This window comes from Mesorhizobium sp. CCNWLY176 (assembly GCF_037153935.1).
Lineage (GTDB): Bacteria > Pseudomonadota > Alphaproteobacteria > Rhizobiales > Rhizobiaceae > Mesorhizobium_M > Mesorhizobium_M zhangyense.
In genome coordinates this window covers 66,556-79,673 of the sequence record NZ_JBBBDZ010000021.1, presented here as the reverse complement: position 1 = coordinate 79,673, position 13,118 = coordinate 66,556, and the positions used below count along the sequence as shown (strand labels likewise).

Here is a 13,118-nt window from a genome sequence, read left to right as displayed (position 1 = left end):
TTCGTCGTCGCCATCTGCGGCGAGGTCATGACCATGCCAGGCCTGCCCAGGACACCGTCGTCGGAGAGGATCTTCCTCAACGACAAGGGGCAGATCGAGGGGTTGTTTTGAGGATCTGAGCGTCGGCCGAAGGCCGGCTCAATCCGCAAAGCGGATTGAGCCAACCCCCACCCCTACCCCTCCCCACAAGGGGGAGGGAAACTTCGCAGCCTCTATGCCGCGCAAACCGTTACCGTTAGTCGACGATGCCTTGCAAAGACGCATCCGATCCCCCTCCCCCTTGTGGGGAGGGGTTAGGGGTGGGGGTGCTTCAGACGCGCCCGCCTTGCCGTTCACAGCGAGGCAAACCGCCCTACGCCGCCTGCTTAGACAGCGCCCGCTGATACGACGCCGGAATATTATCCCGTTCCGGCAATGTGCCCGCCTTGAGATGGCCGACCCATTCGTCGGTCTTCAGCACGGCGGCGAAACGCGACTGCAGGACGACCGTCATGACGCGATGGATTTCCTCCGCCGAGGCATAGCCGGCGCTGTTGGCATACGGCAGCGAGCCGCTTGCATCGCTCAGGAACTCGACCGCAAAGCCCATATGCAGGGCATGGATGATGGTCGACAGGTCGCAATTATGCGTCATGTAGCCGATCACCGTGATCGTATCGATGGCATTGGCGCGCAGCCATTCCTCAAGGTCGCTGTCCGTGAAGGCGCTGGGCAGCTTCTTCTCCACATAATGATCACGCGGCCGCTTCGCGACTTCGGGATGCAGTTCGCCGCCATGGCTTCCCGCGGCAAAGACCGGCGAGGTTTCCGGCGCAAGCTGCTTGACGACGACGATCTTGACGCCGGCGTCAGTGGCCGCGTCGATCGCCTTCGCGACATTGAGCACCGTTTCCTGGAACGGCGGATGCTGGATGGCGAGATTGCCGCCGCGGTCATATTCGTTCTGCACGTCGACGACGATCAGCGCGCGGCGCGGGGCGGTGCTTGTGGACATGGCCTCTTCCTTTCGGTTGCGTAAGGGATGACCGACATTACCACGGCCGCCGCAACCCAAAATTGGCCCGATTGACAATATTCGAAAGAATTGGGACAATCCATGCTTTCACGGTCAGACAAGCATGACAGCCGCCATCAACCCACCCGTCGTCGCCACGATTGCCTTTGACGGCATCAGCCCGTTCCATCTTTCCGTGCCATGCCTGGTCTTCGGCGAGGACCGGACCGCGTTCGACCTGCCGCGCTTCGATTTCCGCGTCTGCGCCATCGACCCCGGGCCGCTTCAAACCGGCACCGGCATGACGCTACTTGCCCCGCATGGGCTGGAAGGGCTCGACGGGGCCGATATCGTCATCGTGCCGAGCTGGAAGGATCTGGACGCCCCGGTGCCCCAGCCATTCATCGACGCCCTGCGCGCGTCCCATGCGCGCGGCGCGCTCATCGTCGGCCTCTGCCTCGGCACGTTCGCGATCGCTGCGGCAGGGCTCTTGTCCGGCCGCCGCGCGACGACGCACTGGGCCTTCGCCGACCAGCTTGCCGCGCTCTATCCGGACATCACCGTCGACCCGGAAGTGCTTTATGTCGACAATGGCGATGTCGTTACCTCGGCAGGCGTGGCTGCCGGACTGGACTGCTGCCTGCACATCATGCGCGCCCGCTATGGCGCGGAAGCAGCACTTCGGCTCGCCCGGCGCATCGTGCTTTCGCCGCACCGTCAGGGCGGCCAGGCGCAATTCATCGAAAAGCCGGTGGCCAAGGCACCGGCCACAGATCGCTTCATGCAGGCTCTGGATGGCGTTCGCGCGAGCCTCGGCCAGGCCCACAGCCTTGACAACGTAGCAGACGACGCCGGCCTCACCCGCCGGACTTTCACCCGCAGGTTCCAGAAAACGCTCGGCACCAGCTTCGGCGACTGGCTGACCGACCAGCGCGTGACGCTGGCGCAGCGTCTTCTGGAATCGACGGAGAAATCCATCGACGCAATCGCCTTCGAGGCCGGCTTCGGCAGCGCCACATCCCTGCGCCAGCATTTCGCCGCGAGGCTGAAAACCTCGCCCGCCCAATATCGCCGGGAATTCTCGAAGCGCTTCGAGGCGATGGCCTGACGCTGCCTCAGCCGCGCACCACCCGCGCCGGATTGCCGACCACCGTCACACCCGCCGGCACGTCCTTCGTCACCACGGCACCCGCACCGACAATCGCTTCATCGCCGATCGTCACGCCGCCAAGAATGATCGCGCCGCCGCCGATCCACACGCCTTCGCCGATGGTGACTGCCCGCGCGATCTCCAGCCCGGCCCGCCGTTTTCCGGCATCCTTGTGATGCTCGGCGCAATAGATTTGCACGGCTGGCCCCAGCAGCGTGCCGGCGCCGATGCGCACCGGCGCGGTATCGAGGATCACCGAGCCGGCATTGATGAAGGCACCATCGCCGAGCGAAATGTTGAAGCCATAGGGGCAATAGAACGGCGCTTCGACGCGGGCGTTTTCGCCCACTGCCGCAAACAGTTGCCGCAGCGCCGGGCCGATATTGCCGCGCTGCCTGGGCGGCAGCGAATTGTGCTCGAACACCGCCTCCTGCGCTGCGGTTCTCAGCGCATCGAGTTCAGCATCGATGCATACATACCACTCGCCCGCCGCCATTTTCTCGCGTTCGCTGGCACCCATCGCGTTCCTCATCAAGGCCATTCCGGCCAGGGATCATGCGTCGGAGTCGGCTTCGCGTGCGAGCAGTTTTTCTTCCAGCCGCGTGAGCACCCCGACCATGGCGTCGAGCTCTTCGTCGCCGACGTCGGCCAGAAGCTCGGCGCGCAGCCGCGCTAGGATTTTCTCGATCCTCTCCACGCGCGCCCGGCCCGTCACCGTCAGCGTCAGGATCTTAGCGCGGCGGTCGGCGCGGTCTTCGGCCCGCGTCACCAGCCCCTCGGCCAACAGCAGGTCGACCACGCGCACCAGCGACGGCCCTTCCAGCCCGAGCTGGTCGGCGATGACGCCCTGGCGGAGATTGTCGCCCAGCCGCGACAGCGTCAGCAAAGGCATGGCGGTGGCGTGCGACAGCCCGCAATCGTCGAGCGCCTGGTCGGCCGCGCGCCGCCACAGCCTGGCAACGGCCAGTATGTGCATTCCGAATTTGGCTCGGTTCGAACCTTGCTTGGACATCCCCGAAAAGATAACATACTATCTATTAGGATGCGATCAGATTCTCCCTCGCAGGCGACGCTCAGTTGCCTACCCGGAAGGTTGGCGAGGCCGGTTTCGAACCGTCGATACGATGGTCCGGGCCGATCCCAAATCAACCGCACGGTCCCGCATCCGGTTCAACTTTGCGAGTAAGGCAACATGGCAGAACAAACTTCATCCAGACCCGGCGGCTCCTGGCTGCTGGTGCTATTCGGCGTGATCCTGGTGATCATCGGCCTGCCGCTGGTTTATGGCGGCGCTCAGCTCATCTTCCTTGGCGGCTCGTGGTATTACGCGCTTGCCGGCCTCGGCATCATCCTTTCCGGCATTCTCTATGCGCTGCGCCACAAGACCGGCTTCTGGCTCTATGCATTGGTCTTCCTCGCCACCATCGTCTGGGCGCTGTGGGAAGCTGGCCTTGCCTTCTGGCCGCTCGTGCCGCGCCTCGTCGCGCCGACCGTGCTCGCCGTTCTGGCGCTGCTGCTTCTGCCGGTGTTTCCGTATTCGACCAGAAAGCGCGGTCCCTTCGCGGTCGCCGGCCTGCTCGTTCTGGCGCTGATCGCCACCGGCATCTACGCCTTCCAGCCGCATGAAGTGACACGCAACGCCTTCGCCAAGGTTGAGAAGCCTGTGGTTCCCGCAGCCGCGGCAAGCGCCGGCGACTGGCGCCATTATGGCCGCACGCCGGCCGGCACGCGCTACGCGCCCTTCGACCAGATCAACAAGGACAATGTCAGCGGCCTCGAAGTCGCCTGGACATTCCGCTCCGGCGATACGCCGGCAGGCTCCGCGCAGGACCAGAACACGCCGCTCTTCGTCGGCGACACGCTCTACACCTGCTCGCCCACCAACATCGTCAACGCGCTGAACCCGGACACGGGCGAAGTGAAGTGGAAGTTCGACCCCCAGGCCAAGGCGCCGTTGTGGCAGCGCTGCCGTGGCGTCAGCTATTACGAGCCGGTAGCAACGCCGGCCGAGGTTGCGCCTGCTGCTCCTGCGGACGGTGCTGTTACCGCACAGCCTGCCGCTCCGGTCGCACCGGTAACGGCTGCATGTGCCGCCCGCATCGTCATGACCACGATCGATGCGCGCCTGATTGAACTCGACGCCAAGACCGGAGAGCCTTGTGCCGATTTCGGCACCGGCGGCACGGTCGATCTCAAGCAGGGCATGGGCGAGATCAAGCCCGGCTTCTACTTCCAGACCTCTGCCCCCACCGTCATGCGCGACCTGATCCTCATCGGCGGCTGGGTGTGGGACAATGTCGAGACCGGCGAGCCTTCCGGCGCCGTCCGCGCCTTCAGCGCCAAGACCGGCGAACTGGTCTGGGCCTGGGATCTCGGCAACCCCGCCATCACCAAGCTGCCGCCGGAAGGCGAAAGCTACACCCGCGGCACGCCCAACGTCTGGTCGACGCCGGCTTATGACGACGCGCTCGGCCTCGTCTACCTGCCGACCGGCAATGCCACGCCCGACTTCTGGGGCGGCCACCGCTCGAAGGAAGCGGAGGAATACTCCTCCTCCGTCGTTGCCCTCGACATCGCCACCGGCCGCGAACGCTGGAAGTTCCAGACCGTCCATCACGACATCTGGGACTATGACGTGCCTTCGCAGCCCGCCCTCTACGACGTACCGGATGGCAAGGGCGGCACCGCCCCCGCGCTGATCCAGGTCACCAAGCGCGGGCAGATTTTCATGCTCGACCGCCGCGACGGCAAGCCGATCGCCGAAGTAGAGGAAAAGCCCGTCCCGCAGGGTGCTGCTGAAGGCGACTGGACGTCGGCGACCCAGCCTTATTCCACCGGCATGCCTTCGATCGGCACCGAACCGTTCACCGAGGCGCGCATGTGGGGTGCCACACCCTTCGACCAGCTCTACTGCCGCATCGAGTTCAAGAAGATGCGTTATGACGGCGAGTTCACGCCGCCGAGGACCGACTACAGCCTGATCTATCCGGGCTATTACGGCGGCATGAACTGGGGCAGCGCCTCGGTCGACGAAGCCAATGGCCTGCTGATCGTAAACGACATCCGCATGCCGCAGTTCGTCACGCTTCTGCCGCGCGAACAGGCCGACAATTACGGCCCGTCGGCTGCCCATGACGGCCTCGGCACGCAGCTCGGCACGCCCTATGGCGCGTTGAAGAACGGCTTCATGTCGCCGCTCGGCGTGCCATGCCATCAGCCGCCTTATGGCACCATCAGCGCCATCGACCTGAAGTCGCGCCAGCTCGTCTGGCAGGTTCCGGCCGGCACGCTGCAGGACACCGGTCCGCTCGGCATGAAGACCGGCCTGCAGATCCCGATCGGCATGCCTTCGCTCGGCGGCCCGATGACGACTTCGGGCGGTCTCGTCTTCTACGCCGGCACGCAGGACTACTATCTGCGCGCCATCGACGTGACGACCGGCGAGGAACTGTGGAAAGGTCGCCTGCCGGTCGGCGCGCAGGCCACGCCGATGACCTACACCTCGCCCGAAACCGGGCGTCAGTTCGTCATCATCTCGGCCGGCGGCGCACGCCAGTCGCCGGATCGTGGCGACTACATCGTCGCCTACGCCCTGCCGAAAAAGAACTGATACGACGGGTCACAACCCCGTTGAAACCAAAAACACCGCACGGGCAACCGTGCGGTGTTTTTGGTTTCAGGTGGCGCGCAACTCGCCCAAACGAGCTATTTTCCGGCAAAAAAGATGCGCCGGCTGTAGATTTTTCGCTCAAAAATCCTAATCTAGGCATAGCAGCGCCACAATCAGAGATGATTGTGCTGACCGCGTGGCCGCGGGGGCTTACCGGACTATCCGATGCGCGATTTGGCTCGCCAGACAGAAATCATATCGCATGACGAGCAAGCGAAGCGCTTGGCTGTCCGGTTTTTCGCGTTTAAAATGCGTGGAGTAGCCCCTTGAAAGCCTCTCGACTCGCAGAGATCAATGGCCCGCAGGATGCAGGCACCCTTGAAGACGAACTTTGGCGCAGCCTGCCGGCTTCATCCCCTTCGCCCCGGCAGGAAACCGTGCCGGCATCGCCCTTGTGGCAGCGACCGTTCCCGGCCCCCGCCAATGACCGCACCCGGCCCTCCGCCGATGTGCCGCGCAACGCGCCTGCCCAACCGGCACCGGCCAATCAGGACAGCGCTGCTCCCGGCGCTTCCCCCTACACCCAGACCGAACCTGCGGCAGAGATGCCGGCATATGATCCTCTCGAGGAAGCGTCGCACCGGCATTACGATTGGGATTGCAAGATCGCGGACGATCCGGTCGACGACACGCCGACCAGATTTGAGAAGCTGGATCGCGTCTATCAGGCGCTGGCAGCCCAGCTCGGCTGGCTAGGCAGCGTCTCGCCGCGCGCATTGGCGTTACCTGCAGCCGGCGTCGTAGTGGTTGGCGGATTGATCGCCGGCATGACCCTGCTTTACGACCCGCTTTCGCATCCTACCGCAGAGCCGGCAGCAGCCGACACGCTGAAAGCCGAGGTCGCTACACAGCCGGCTCCACCGGCGGTCGTACCGCAAAATGGAGCCGCACAGCAGGCGGCCATGGCAGCACCTCCGGCGCCGGCAGCAACCGCGCAGCAGCCTCAGGCCTCGGTAAACGCGCTGGAGACCGACAGCGAACGTTGGGCCCGCACTGACGCCGAACAGGCAAGCCCTTCGCCGGACCAGAACCAGCCGGCGACTGCGGCAAAGGATGCCGGGCCCTCGCAGCCCGAGGCCACTGCCTTCGCCGACGAGGAAAAGACCGCGGCAATCCCGGCGGACAAGCCTGCGGCCGTGCAATCCGCAGCTGCCACCGAAACCCCGCCTGCCGACACCGCCAAGCCTCAGCCGGCCGCCTCGATCGGCAAGGGCCGCATCACCACGGCGGTCAATATGCGTGCCGGCCCCGCCGACGAATCCAAGGTCCTGCGGACCATACCGGCCCGGGCCACCGTAGACATCATCACCTGCAAGGGCTGGTGCAAGATCGCCTATGAAGGCCAGCAAGGCTGGATCTACAAGAAGTTCCTCAACCGCAGCTAGTCTTGCGATGAAATTGAAGGCGCCGGATTCCGGCGCCTTCGTCACAAAAATCAGAACACGGTCGCGACCGGCAATCCCAGCGCCATGGCTCCAGCATAATGCGCCTGCGGCCCGCGCTGAAGCGGATGGAAGCGCGCACCCTGGATATCGCGGAAACGCTGCTCCAGCCCGTTCACGCGATAGAAGCCCGCACCGCCCGCCAGTTCGAGCGCCAGTTCGACGGTTTTGATCGCATTCTCGGCGACCAATGAACGCCCGATCATCACCTCGTTGACGCTTTCGGCCGACGGAGCATTGCGTTCTACGATGTTCACCATCCAGCGATGGGCAAGCTGCGCTGAACGCAGGGCCGTGTCCATCTTGCCGGCGAGGTCCGTCGCATAGGCGTTTGGCTCCTTTTTCTTGGCCAGATTGATCGCGATCTCGCGGGCACTCTCCGCCACGCCCAGATAAGCCGAATAGATCAGCGGCATCGCGATCGTGGCGATGATCTGGAACACGGGATGCCATTCCGCCGCCTTGCGCGAGAAGGAAACGCCGGCATCGGCGATGAACAAATCGTCTATCACGACGTCGTTCGAGCCGGTTCCGCGCATGCCCATCGCCCGCCAGGTCTCCACCACCTTCACCTCCGGCGCCTTCATCGGCACGCCAAAATGAAGCACTGACTTCGAGCCGTCTTCGGCCTCCAGGATCGCGCCGGTCATCAGGATATCGCCGGCCGCTGCACCCGAGGTGAACACCTTGCGCGCCGATATCCTGTAGCCGCCATCGACCTTGACCGCCTTGCCGGAACCGCCGAGCCAGTCCGACCCGCCGCTTGAAAGCAGGATCAGCCGCTCGGTGGCGACACGCTTGAGCAGTCCCTCGACCACCGCCACTTTCTGATGCCGCCAGCGCCAGGCCGGGATTGCCACCTGATGCGTGTGCATCGAAAAGGCCAGCGCGGTCGAGCCGCAGGAATGCGCGATCTCGCGGATCATGTCGCAGAGCGCTGCGATTTCCGCGCCGCGCCCGCCAAGCTCGGCCGGGACAGCGGCTTCGACGAGCCCGGCTTCCTTCAGCAGGCGGTAGTTTTCGGCGACGAAGCGGTCTTCCTCGTCCACCATTGTGGCACCGGCAGCAAATTTCGGAGACAGGCGCCGCACGATATCGACAATGTCTTCAACCACAGCGGGTTTCTTGTCATCTTCTGCCAGCGCAAGATTAGAATAAGTACTCACGTTTACATCCTCCAATTTCAACACATATGGAGGATCGCTCCGATTTGCGCTGTGATCCAGTTCACGAACTGTACTACCCATTTCTGTTGTCTGTTTCCGTCGGTATTTCTGCGCTATTATATAAGAACAATCTCAAACGCCGGTTTCACATGGACCCTCACGGATACGGCCAGTTCTGCCCGGTATCGATGGCGGCGGAGATATTGTGCTCGCGCTGGACCGTGCTGGTCATCCGCGAATTGCTGGCCGGCACCACCCGTTTCAACGACCTTCGCCGCGGCGTGCCGCGCATGTCACCCGCGCTTTTGTCCAAGCGTCTCAAGGAACTGGAGCGCGCCCATATCATCGAGACGGTTCGCGGCACGGGCGGCGCGGTTGAGTATCACCTTTCGCAGGCCGGCCGCGATCTGGAGCCGATAGTCTTCGGCATCGGCTTCTGGGGCCAGCGCTGGGTGGAATCGCAGCTGTCGCTGAGAAATCTCGATCCGTCGCTGCTGATGTGGGACATGCGGCGCAATCTCAATCCCGAGCCGCTGCCGAAAAAGCGCTGCACGATACAGTTTCTGTACCCCGAGCTTACCGTGACCAAACAGAACTGGTGGCTGGTCGTCGAAAGCAACGTCGTCGATCTGTGCGGATTCGACCCCGGCTTCGAGATCGATCTCCTGGTGACGAGTTCGCTCCGCAGCATGACCTCCATCTGGATGGGCCTGTCGCGCGTGCGCCGGGAAATCGATGAAGGCCGCATGAGCCTCGATGGCGATCCCGCCGTGGCGAAGGCGATGCAGCAATGGCTTGGCCTCAGCCCCTTCGCCAGCGGTCCCCGCGCCGTGGCTTAGAGCCCTGTCCGCCCTGCCACATTCCCATTGCGAAACAGTCGTATACAACCGACCTCATCCCTACCTGAAAATGCATTGCTGCATTGCAGCATAAGCACTTGTTCGCCGGTCCCAATCGTTCAACATCGCATTTCAATCGTTTTATTTGCCGAGCATCCCATGCCGTTGCCCATCCTTGCGCTTGCCATTGCATCCTTCTGCATCGGCACCACCGAATTCGTCATCATGGGCCTGCTGCCGGAAGTCGCAGCCGATCTCGGTGTGTCGATCCCGGCCGCCGGCCTGCTGGTTACCGGCTATGCGCTCGGCGTCGTCTTCGGCGCGCCGATCATCGCCATCGGCACGGCACGGCTACCGCGCAAGGCGGTACTGATCGGGCTTGCCTCGCTCTTCGTGGTCGGCAATTTGTTCTGCGCCCTCGCTCCGAACTACTGGACGCTAATGGTCGCGCGCGTCGTCACCGCCTTCGGCCACGGCGCCTTCTTCGGCATCGGTTCGGTGGTGGCTGCCAGCCTGGTGCCGAAAAATCAGCGCGCCAGCGCCATGGCACTGATGTTTGCCGGCCTGACGCTCGCCAACATCCTCGGCGTTCCGGCCGGCACGGCACTTGGCGAAGCCTTCGGCTGGCGTTCGACCTTCTATGCCGTGGTAGCGATCGGCATCATTTCGGTCGCGGCAATTTCTTGGCTGGTGCCGACAGGCGTAGCACCGCCCAGCTCCGGCGGCATCGCCAGCGAGGTCAAGGTTCTCGGCAAGCTCCAGGTCTGGCTCGCGATGATCATCTCCGCGTTCGCCTCCGCCAGCCTGTTTTCCGTCTTCACCTACATCAAGCCGATCCTCACCGACGTCTCCGGCATTTCCGTCAGCGCGGTGACCTGGGTGCTGCTGCTGTTCGGCGCGGGCATGACCGTCGGCAACATCGTCGGCGGCAAGCTCGCCGACTGGAAGCTGATGCCGACCGTGCTCGGCACGCTGGTGCTGCTTGTCGCGCTGTTCCTCTTCCTGGCCGAAATCAGCACCCTGCCGATGCTCACCATCGCCACCGTATTCTTCTGGGGCGTGCTCACCTTCGTCATCGTGCCGCCCATGCAGATGCGAGTCGTCGAGACGGCCTCCGAGGCGCCGAACCTCGCCGCGACGCTGAACCAGGGCGCGTTCAACATGGGCAACGCCGCCGGCGCCTGGATCGGCGGCGTCGCGATCTCGCTCGGCGTCGGCTACCAGCACCTGCCCTTCGTTGGCGCTGCAACGACTTTGCTGGCGCTCGCCGTCGCGCTGTTTTCGTTCTGGATCGACCGTCGTCCGGCCGAATTCGATTATGTCGAGCCGGTCGGCAGCACGAGCTGATCGAAACATTCCCTCGAATCCAGTTGCGCGATTTCTCATTCGCCGCTAAGGAAAAATCATGAACACGTTTTCGAACACGACGTCTTGGTGGTGGGCCTGCTGACAGCGGCCTCGTAAGCGCGTGCGCGTGAAATCTTGGTGGCCGCAACGGAAAGTCCGGGCGGCCATTTGTTTTTTCAAGGGTTTTTCCGGTTCTGCCTGAGGGCGAAAATGGAGACGGGAAATGACGATCGAAACTCTTGAGGACGGTGCCGAGCGCTTCGTGACCAGCGGCGGCGTGACCATCACGCGAAGCCGCCACGACACCGCCTATGCCGGCGCGATCGAGACCTATATCGACGGGCTGAACTCACGGCGCGGCGCGGTCTTTTCGTCCAACTATGAATATCCCGGCCGCTACACCCGCTGGGACACGGCAATCATCGACCCGCCGGTGGTGATCAGCGCCCGTGGCCGCGCCATGCGCATCGAAGCGCTGAATGCGCGCGGCGAGGTTCTGCTTCCCATCATCGCCCGCATGTTGCTGGCCGAAAAGGACGTCAGCCTCACCCAGACAACCAAGCAGCGGCTGGCCCTGACCATCGCCGAACCCGGCCGTGTCTTCACCGAAGAAGAGCGCAGCCGCGTGCCTTCGGTCTTCACCGTGCTGCGCGCCATCACGGCGCTTTTCAAGTCCGATCAGGACGCCAATCTCGGCCTCTACGGCGCCTTCGGCTACGATCTCGCCTTCCAGTTCGATCCGGTCGAGCACACGCTGAAACGCGCCGAAAGCCAGCGCGATCTGGTGCTTTACCTTCCCGACGAAATCCTCGTCGTCGACCACCACCAGGCGCTGGCCTGGCACGACCGCTACGACTATTCCGGCGACGGGTTTTCGACCGAAGGCCTGCCCCGCGATAACGCGGCGCAAGAATTCAAGCCGTCCGACCGCATACCGCCGCGCGGCGACCACGAGCCGGGCGAATATGCAAAAATCGTCGACAAGGCCAAGGAAAGCTTCCAGCGCGGCGACCTGTTCGAGGTCGTACCCGGCCAGATGTTCTACGAGCGCTGCGAAACCGCGCCCTCGGAGATTTCGCGGCGCCTGAAGAAGATCAACCCGTCGCCCTATTCCTTCTTCATCAATCTCGGCGAAGGCGAGTATCTCATCGGCGCTTCGCCCGAGATGTTCGTGCGGGTGAACGGCCGCCGCGTCGAGACCTGCCCGATTTCCGGCACCATCAAGCGCGGCGACGATGCCATCTCGGACTCTGAGCAGATCCTGAAGCTGCTCAACTCCAAGAAGGACGAATCCGAGCTGACCATGTGCTCGGATGTCGACCGCAACGACAAGAGCCGCGTCTGCGAGCCCGGCTCGGTACGCGTCATCGGCCGTCGCCAGATCGAGATGTATTCGCGCCTGATCCACACGGTCGACCACATCGAGGGCCGCCTGCGCGAAGGCATGGACGCCTTCGACGCCTTCCTGTCGCATGCCTGGGCCGTCACCGTCACCGGCGCGCCGAAGCTCTGGGCCATGCGCTTCATCGAAAAGCATGAAAAGAGCCCCCGCGCCTGGTATGGCGGGGCGATCGGCATGGTGCATTTCAACGGCGATCTCAACACCGGCCTGACCTTGCGCACCATTCGCATAAAGGACGGGATCGCGGAGGTTCGTGCCGGTGCTACACTCTTGTTCGATTCCGTTCCGGAAGACGAAGAAGCCGAAACCGAACTGAAAGCATCAGCCATGCTCTCCGCCATTCGCGACGCCAAGGCCGGCAATGCCACCGCCACCGAACATCAGTCTGCCCGCGTCGGCGACGGCGTGAAGATCCTGCTGGTCGATCACGAGGACTCCTTCGTCCACACCCTGGCCAACTACTTCCGCCAGACTGGCGCCGATGTCTCCACCGTGCGCTCGCCCGTGCCGGAAGAGCTGTTTGACGAACTGAAGCCCGACCTCGTCGTGCTTTCGCCCGGCCCCGGCACACCGAAGGATTTCGATTGTGCCGCGACCATCAAGAAGGCGCGCGCCCGCGACCTGCCGATATTCGGCGTGTGCCTGGGCTTGCAAGCCTTGGCCGAGGCCTATGGCGGCGAGCTTCGCCAGCTCCATATCCCGATGCACGGCAAGCCCTCGCGCATCCGCGTCTCGAAGCCCGGCGTCATCTTCTCCGGCCTGCCCAAGGAAGTCACCGTCGGCCGCTACCACTCGATCTTTGCCGATCCGGTGCGCCTGCCGGACGATTTCATCGTCACCGCCGAGACCGAGGATGGCGTCATCATGGCCTTCGAGCACAAGCGCGAGCCGGTCGCTGCCGTGCAGTTCCATCCTGAGTCGATCATGACGCTCGGCCAGAACGCCGGCATGCGCATGATCGAGAACGTCGTCGCCCATCTGCCGCGCAAGGCGAAGGAAAAGGCAGCCTAAGCCAGGGTCGACCCAGCGAGACAATTGACATATTGAGGCATGGTTCCTGTGACATCGGCAGGAACCATGCCTCGATTTATTTTGATGCCGGAGTGGC

11 protein-coding genes are annotated in these 13,118 nt (G+C 63.6%); 7 read left to right on the top strand and 4 right to left on the bottom strand.

Annotated features, from left to right (window positions below):
* A partial coding sequence (locus WBQ96_RS25775) for a formate--tetrahydrofolate ligase (protein ID WP_336553949.1) occupies positions 1 to 111 on the top strand: 111 nt, incomplete at its 5' end.
* Between the two features lie 241 nt (positions 112 to 352).
* Here the strand turns inward: WBQ96_RS25775 and WBQ96_RS25770 are convergent.
* A complete protein-coding gene (locus tag WBQ96_RS25770; RefSeq protein WP_336555459.1) occupies positions 353 to 994 on the bottom strand; it encodes a cysteine hydrolase family protein in 642 nt (213 codons plus the stop codon).
* A 124-nt stretch (positions 995 to 1,118) separates the two neighbouring features.
* On the opposite strand from WBQ96_RS25770, the gene WBQ96_RS25765 reads away from it, so the two are divergent.
* Positions 1,119 to 2,102, top strand: coding sequence for a helix-turn-helix domain-containing protein (locus WBQ96_RS25765; protein ID WP_442920896.1), 984 nt, complete (start codon positions 1,119 to 1,121; stop codon positions 2,100 to 2,102).
* A gap of 7 nt (positions 2,103 to 2,109) precedes the next feature.
* Here the strand turns inward: WBQ96_RS25765 and WBQ96_RS25760 are convergent, their stop codons facing one another.
* Both WBQ96_RS25760 and WBQ96_RS25755 read right to left on the bottom strand, forming a co-directional pair.
* Entirely contained in the window at positions 2,110 to 2,664 is a 555-nt protein-coding gene (locus tag WBQ96_RS25760) for a sugar O-acetyltransferase (protein ID WP_336555458.1), read from the bottom strand.
* Positions 2,665 to 2,697: 33 nt separating this feature from the next.
* On the bottom strand, positions 2,698 to 3,120 hold the full coding sequence (locus tag WBQ96_RS25755) for a MarR family winged helix-turn-helix transcriptional regulator (protein WP_336555457.1): 423 nt from the start codon (positions 3,118 to 3,120) through the stop codon (positions 2,698 to 2,700).
* Positions 3,121 to 3,336: 216 nt separating this feature from the next.
* On the opposite strand from WBQ96_RS25755, the gene WBQ96_RS25750 reads away from it, so the two are divergent.
* The gene (locus tag WBQ96_RS25750; RefSeq protein WP_336555456.1) at positions 3,337 to 5,754 is read left to right on the top strand and encodes a membrane-bound PQQ-dependent dehydrogenase, glucose/quinate/shikimate family; all 2,418 of its coding nucleotides are present in this window, start codon (positions 3,337 to 3,339) and stop codon (positions 5,752 to 5,754) included.
* A 326-nt stretch (positions 5,755 to 6,080) separates the two neighbouring features.
* The gene (locus WBQ96_RS25745; protein WP_336555455.1) at positions 6,081 to 7,199 is read left to right on the top strand and encodes an SH3 domain-containing protein; all 1,119 of its coding nucleotides are present in this window, start codon (positions 6,081 to 6,083) and stop codon (positions 7,197 to 7,199) included.
* A gap of 50 nt (positions 7,200 to 7,249) precedes the next feature.
* Here WBQ96_RS25745 and WBQ96_RS25740 read toward each other — a convergent pair whose 3' ends face one another.
* Entirely contained in the window at positions 7,250 to 8,422 is a 1,173-nt protein-coding gene (locus WBQ96_RS25740) for an acyl-CoA dehydrogenase family protein (protein ID WP_442920895.1), read from the bottom strand.
* A 149-nt stretch (positions 8,423 to 8,571) separates the two neighbouring features.
* Here WBQ96_RS25740 and WBQ96_RS25735 point away from each other — a divergent pair, with 149 nt between their 5' ends.
* The 3 genes from WBQ96_RS25735 (at position 8,572) to WBQ96_RS25725 (ending at position 13,021) form a co-directional block, all read left to right on the top strand.
* Positions 8,572 to 9,261 (top strand): winged helix-turn-helix transcriptional regulator, encoded by a 690-nt coding sequence (locus WBQ96_RS25735; RefSeq protein ID WP_336555454.1) that lies wholly within the window; start codon positions 8,572 to 8,574, stop codon positions 9,259 to 9,261.
* Between the two features lie 159 nt (positions 9,262 to 9,420).
* Entirely contained in the window at positions 9,421 to 10,608 is a 1,188-nt protein-coding gene (locus tag WBQ96_RS25730) for an MFS transporter (RefSeq protein ID WP_336555453.1), read from the top strand.
* A 223-nt stretch (positions 10,609 to 10,831) separates the two neighbouring features.
* Positions 10,832 to 13,021: an anthranilate synthase gene (locus tag WBQ96_RS25725; RefSeq protein ID WP_336555451.1), complete on the top strand. Its 2,190-nt coding sequence runs from the start codon at positions 10,832 to 10,834 to the stop codon at positions 13,019 to 13,021.
* Positions 13,022 to 13,118: the final 97 nt, after the last annotated feature.